This window comes from Polaromonas sp. P1_G4, from assembly GCF_056405475.1.
The window spans coordinates 1-3973 of sequence record NZ_JBFUCA010000409.1 but is presented as its reverse complement, the minus strand read 5'-3'; the positions used below and the strand labels follow the sequence as shown (position 1 = coordinate 3973).

General features: G+C 64.6%; 3 protein-coding genes. 1 reads left to right on the top strand and 2 read right to left on the bottom strand.

Going from position 1 to position 3973, the window contains the following annotated elements:
* Positions 1 to 137 precede the first annotated feature (137 nt).
* Positions 138 to 1877, bottom strand: a complete 1740-nt coding sequence (locus AC1D1X_RS17585) for an FAD-dependent oxidoreductase (protein WP_477670809.1) — start codon at positions 1875 to 1877, stop codon at positions 138 to 140.
* A gap of 200 nt (positions 1878 to 2077) precedes the next feature.
* Between AC1D1X_RS17585 and AC1D1X_RS17580 the strand changes: the two genes are divergently transcribed.
* A complete protein-coding gene (locus AC1D1X_RS17580; protein ID WP_477670810.1) occupies positions 2078 to 2872 on the top strand; it encodes an extensin-like domain-containing protein in 795 nt (264 codons plus the stop codon).
* A 101-nt stretch (positions 2873 to 2973) separates the two neighbouring features.
* Here AC1D1X_RS17580 and AC1D1X_RS17575 read toward each other — a convergent pair.
* Positions 2974 to 3973 (bottom strand): alanine racemase (locus AC1D1X_RS17575; RefSeq protein WP_477698771.1); only part of this gene is annotated, 1000 nt, incomplete at its 5' end.

Below are 3973 nucleotides of genomic sequence, written 5' to 3'. Positions count from 1 at the left end.
TGACCGCAGTGCACGCACAGCCGTAAATGCATCCAGGTGTCGCCCATTTTCAGGCACTCTTCACAACCTTTGGCATTGGGTGCGAGGACTTCGGAGGGGACGTGGCTGCAGGGTTTGATACGCATAAAAAACTCCCATCAGACGGCCACAGCCGCGCTCTCCATCGCCGCCAGGTGCTGGTGGATCATGGCCACAACTGCAGCGCCCTCGCCTATTGCACCGCCCACGCGCTTGACAGAGCCGCTGCGCACATCGCCAATGGCAAAAAGGCCCGGAATATTCGTTTCCAGCGGAGCGGGTTTGTAGTCGGAGTGCTTGCAGGTAACAGCCTCCCCGGTGCGGACAAAACCGTGTGCATCAATGGCTGCGCCACAACTTGTCAGCCAGCTGGTTTCCGGATCGGCGCCGACAAACAGGAACACGTTGCGCACATCCGCCGCGTGTTCGGTGCCGCTCTTGCGGTTGCGCCAGGTCACACCGGAAAGGCCTGTGCCGCCATTGCCGTCGCCATCATCATCATCGCCGTGCAGCTTCACCACCTCGGTATGCGGCAGCAGCTCGATGTTGGGTGCGGCTTCAATGCGGTCTATGAGGTAGCGCGACATGCTGGCGGCCAGGCTGGGGCCGCGCACCAGCATGTTGACCTTGGCCGCATGCTGCGACAAAAACACCGCCGCCTGCCCGGCCGAATTGCCACCGCCCACCAGCACCACGTCGGTCTGGCTGCACATCTTTGCTTCCAGCGCAGAAGCCCAATACCAGACACCGCGGCCTTCAAATTTTTCAAGGCGCGGTACCTCGGGGCGGCGGTAGCGGGCGCCACTGGCCACCACCACGGTCTTGGCGCGCAGCGTGCGGCCGTCGGTCAGATTCACCTGCAGCTCGCCCTTGATGGCCTTGTGGGCGCAGTCCAGCGATTGAGCCTGCGCGGGGATCAGCATTTCCACACCAAACTTTTGTGCCTGCACATACGCACGGCCGGCCAGCGCCTGGCCCGAGATGCCGGTAGGGAAACCCAGGTAGTTTTCAATGCGCGCACTGGCGCCGGCCTGCCCGCCGTAAGCACGGCAGTCGAGCACCAGCACATGCAGGCCTTCCGATGCGGCATATACCGCCGTGGCCAGCCCGGCGGGCCCGGCGCCCACCACGATCACGTCAAACAGCTCGTCGTGTTCTTCCGTGTCGACCATGCCGATGCAGCGCGCCAGCTGGTTTTCGTCGGGGTTCACCAGCACCGAGCCATCCGGGCACACCGCCAGCACATCACCGGCGGCCACGCCGTATTGCTCCATCAACGCGGCGGCGCCCGCGTCCTGGGCGATGTCCACCACATGGTTGGGCTCGCCGTTGCGGTTCAAAAAGCTTTGCAGACGCACCACACCGGCCGAGTTGGGCTGGCCGATCAGCACCGGGCCGCTGGCGCCGGCTTCGATCAAGGCCACGCGCCGCAAGATCAGCGCGCGCACCAGCCGCTCGCCCAGGTCGGCTTCGGCAATGATGAGCGCGCGCAGCTGGCCGGGCGGCACCAGCAGGGCTTCGACATCTTCTTCGGCATGGCCGTCCACCAGCGCGTTCTGGCCCGACAGCTGGCCAACTTCCGCCAGAAACTGGCCCGGCCCCTGGTTGACGATGGGCACCACGTGGCCGAGGCCGTCGCGCTGGGTGATGGTGACCGAACCCTTGAGCATCACAAACATGCCGGGGCCGGGCTCACCGGCGGCAAACAGCCTCTCGCCTTTCTTGAACTGCAACACCTTGCCGAAGCGCTGGATGCGTGCAATTTCAGCGGCGCTGAGCACCGGAAACATCTGGTGGTGCCGGCTGGTGTCGGCAGCCAGCGGGGATTGGGCTGGGGTGTGGGTTGCGTTGTCGGCCATCAAAATACTCCGTTAAGCCTGTTGCCTGCGGCTTGTGCGCGCGGGCTTTGGCATCAGTCAGACGATGCCATTAAACGACGAATTGGATGTCGAATCCTCCTGCAGCAGTCGGGATTTCGGCGCAAGAGAACAAATCCGACCATCTTGGGCTAGCAGGCCTGTACGCTCATGGCTGCACCCCTCGCTTATCAACGAACACCATGCCCCTTCCCCCAGACTCCGGCCTTCCGCCCGACGCAGCGCCTGCCAGGCGGCTGCGCTGGGGCCGCTGGGTATGGCTGGCCGCATGGAGCGGCCTGCTCACGGCGGCGTACGGGGTTTACAGCGGCGCCCTGCAGATTCCCACGCACGTCAACCCGTGGGCGCCACTGGAAGTGACGGCGCCACCCAACATGCTGACCTTTTACAAACTGTCACGCGCCCGCAACGACCCGGCGCGCTGCCTGGCCGCGCTGGCAACCACCGGCATGCAGTACGACGAATTGCCCGACCGCAGCACGGGCGACGGCTGCGGGTTCAGCAATGCGGTGCGGCTGCGTACGGCGCCGGTACGCATAGGCGCGGCCCTGCCGCTCAGTTGCCCCATGGCGCTGTCGTTCTTCATGTGGGAAAGAAATGCGCTGCAGCCGGCGGCGCAGCTGCATTTTGGCCAGCGCGTGGCGGGCATTGACCACCTGGGCAGCTATGCCTGCCGCAACATCAACAGCGGCGAAGGTGCGCCGCCCAATGCACCGGCCCGTTCCCGCAGCCGCCATGCCACTGCCAATGCGCTGGACATTTCTGCCTTCACGCTGGCGGGCGGCAAGCGTGTCACGGTGCTGAAACACTGGCCTGACGAAGACGACACCACACCGCCGGGGCCCGAGGCACTGCTGCTGCGCGACGCCCACAAAGGGGCCTGCAAATACTTCAAGGGTGTGCTGGGCCCCGACTACAACGCCGCGCACAAGGACCACTTCCACCTGGAGACCGGCGGCTACAGCATGTGCAAGTGAGTCAGCTCAAGGAATTCTCAAGCAAAAAGGCCTGAAACCCAATAGCCTATTGCGCAAACAGCTATGCTTTTAATAGCATCCGGCCACATGGAAGCCAGAGGTCACCAGCCGTGCAGGCGGCTCCAGGTTGCCAGTTCACCGTTTTCAGCCAGCGCGTGATATTCCGGATACTGCGCGCCGGTAGCGCAGGCGTGGTTGGGCAAGATGCGCAGCTGTGTGCCGATGGGAAAGCGCGCGGCAATGTCGGTGTCGGGTGCGCCCTCGCGCGACAGGATGCCGTGCTCCTGGTTGGCGCCGCTGAGGACATAGCCCGGCAATACCGTGCCATCCGTACGGCACACCTGGCCGTAGCCGAAGTCATGCTGCTGCTTTTGCGTACCGCGGTCTCGGCTCATGGCCATCCAGCCTGCGTCCACAATTGCCCAGCCTTTGTCGGGCTGGTGGCCGATCACGGTGGTCAGCACGCTGAGCGCGATGTCGTCTGCCCCGCACACGCCGATGTTGTGCATCACCAGGTCGAAAAACACATACACGCCGGCGCGCACTTCCGTGACGCCCTTGAGCTGCGCGGCTGACAGCGCCGTCGGTGTGGAGCCCACGCTGACAAYAGCGCACGGAAAGCCCGCAGAGCGCACGCGTTCGGCAGCTTCCACACAGGCAGCGCGCTCCTGCTCGGCCATGGCCACCAGCGCTTCGGGGGTGTTGAGGTCGTAGCTGGAGCCGGCATGCGTCATCACGCCGCCCAGGTGCATGCCGCCTTCGTGCAGCGTGCGGGCAACGTCCACCAAGGCGGCCTCACCGGGCTTGATGCCGGAGCGGTGCCCGTCGCTGTCGATTTCTATCCAGACTTCAAACTTTTCACCGTGTTCGCGGCCGAAGGCGGCAATGGCGGCAGCTGACGCCACGCTGTCGGTGATGATTTTCAGATCGCAGCCCTGGCGCCGCAGGGCCAGCGCCTGCGGCAGCTTGGTGGCGACCATGCCCACTGCGTAGAGGATGTCGGTGAAACCGTCGGCATAAAACTGCGCGGCTTCCTTGAGCGTAGACACGGTAATGCCCTGCGCACCCGCGGCTACCTGCGCACGCGCGACGGGTGTGCAT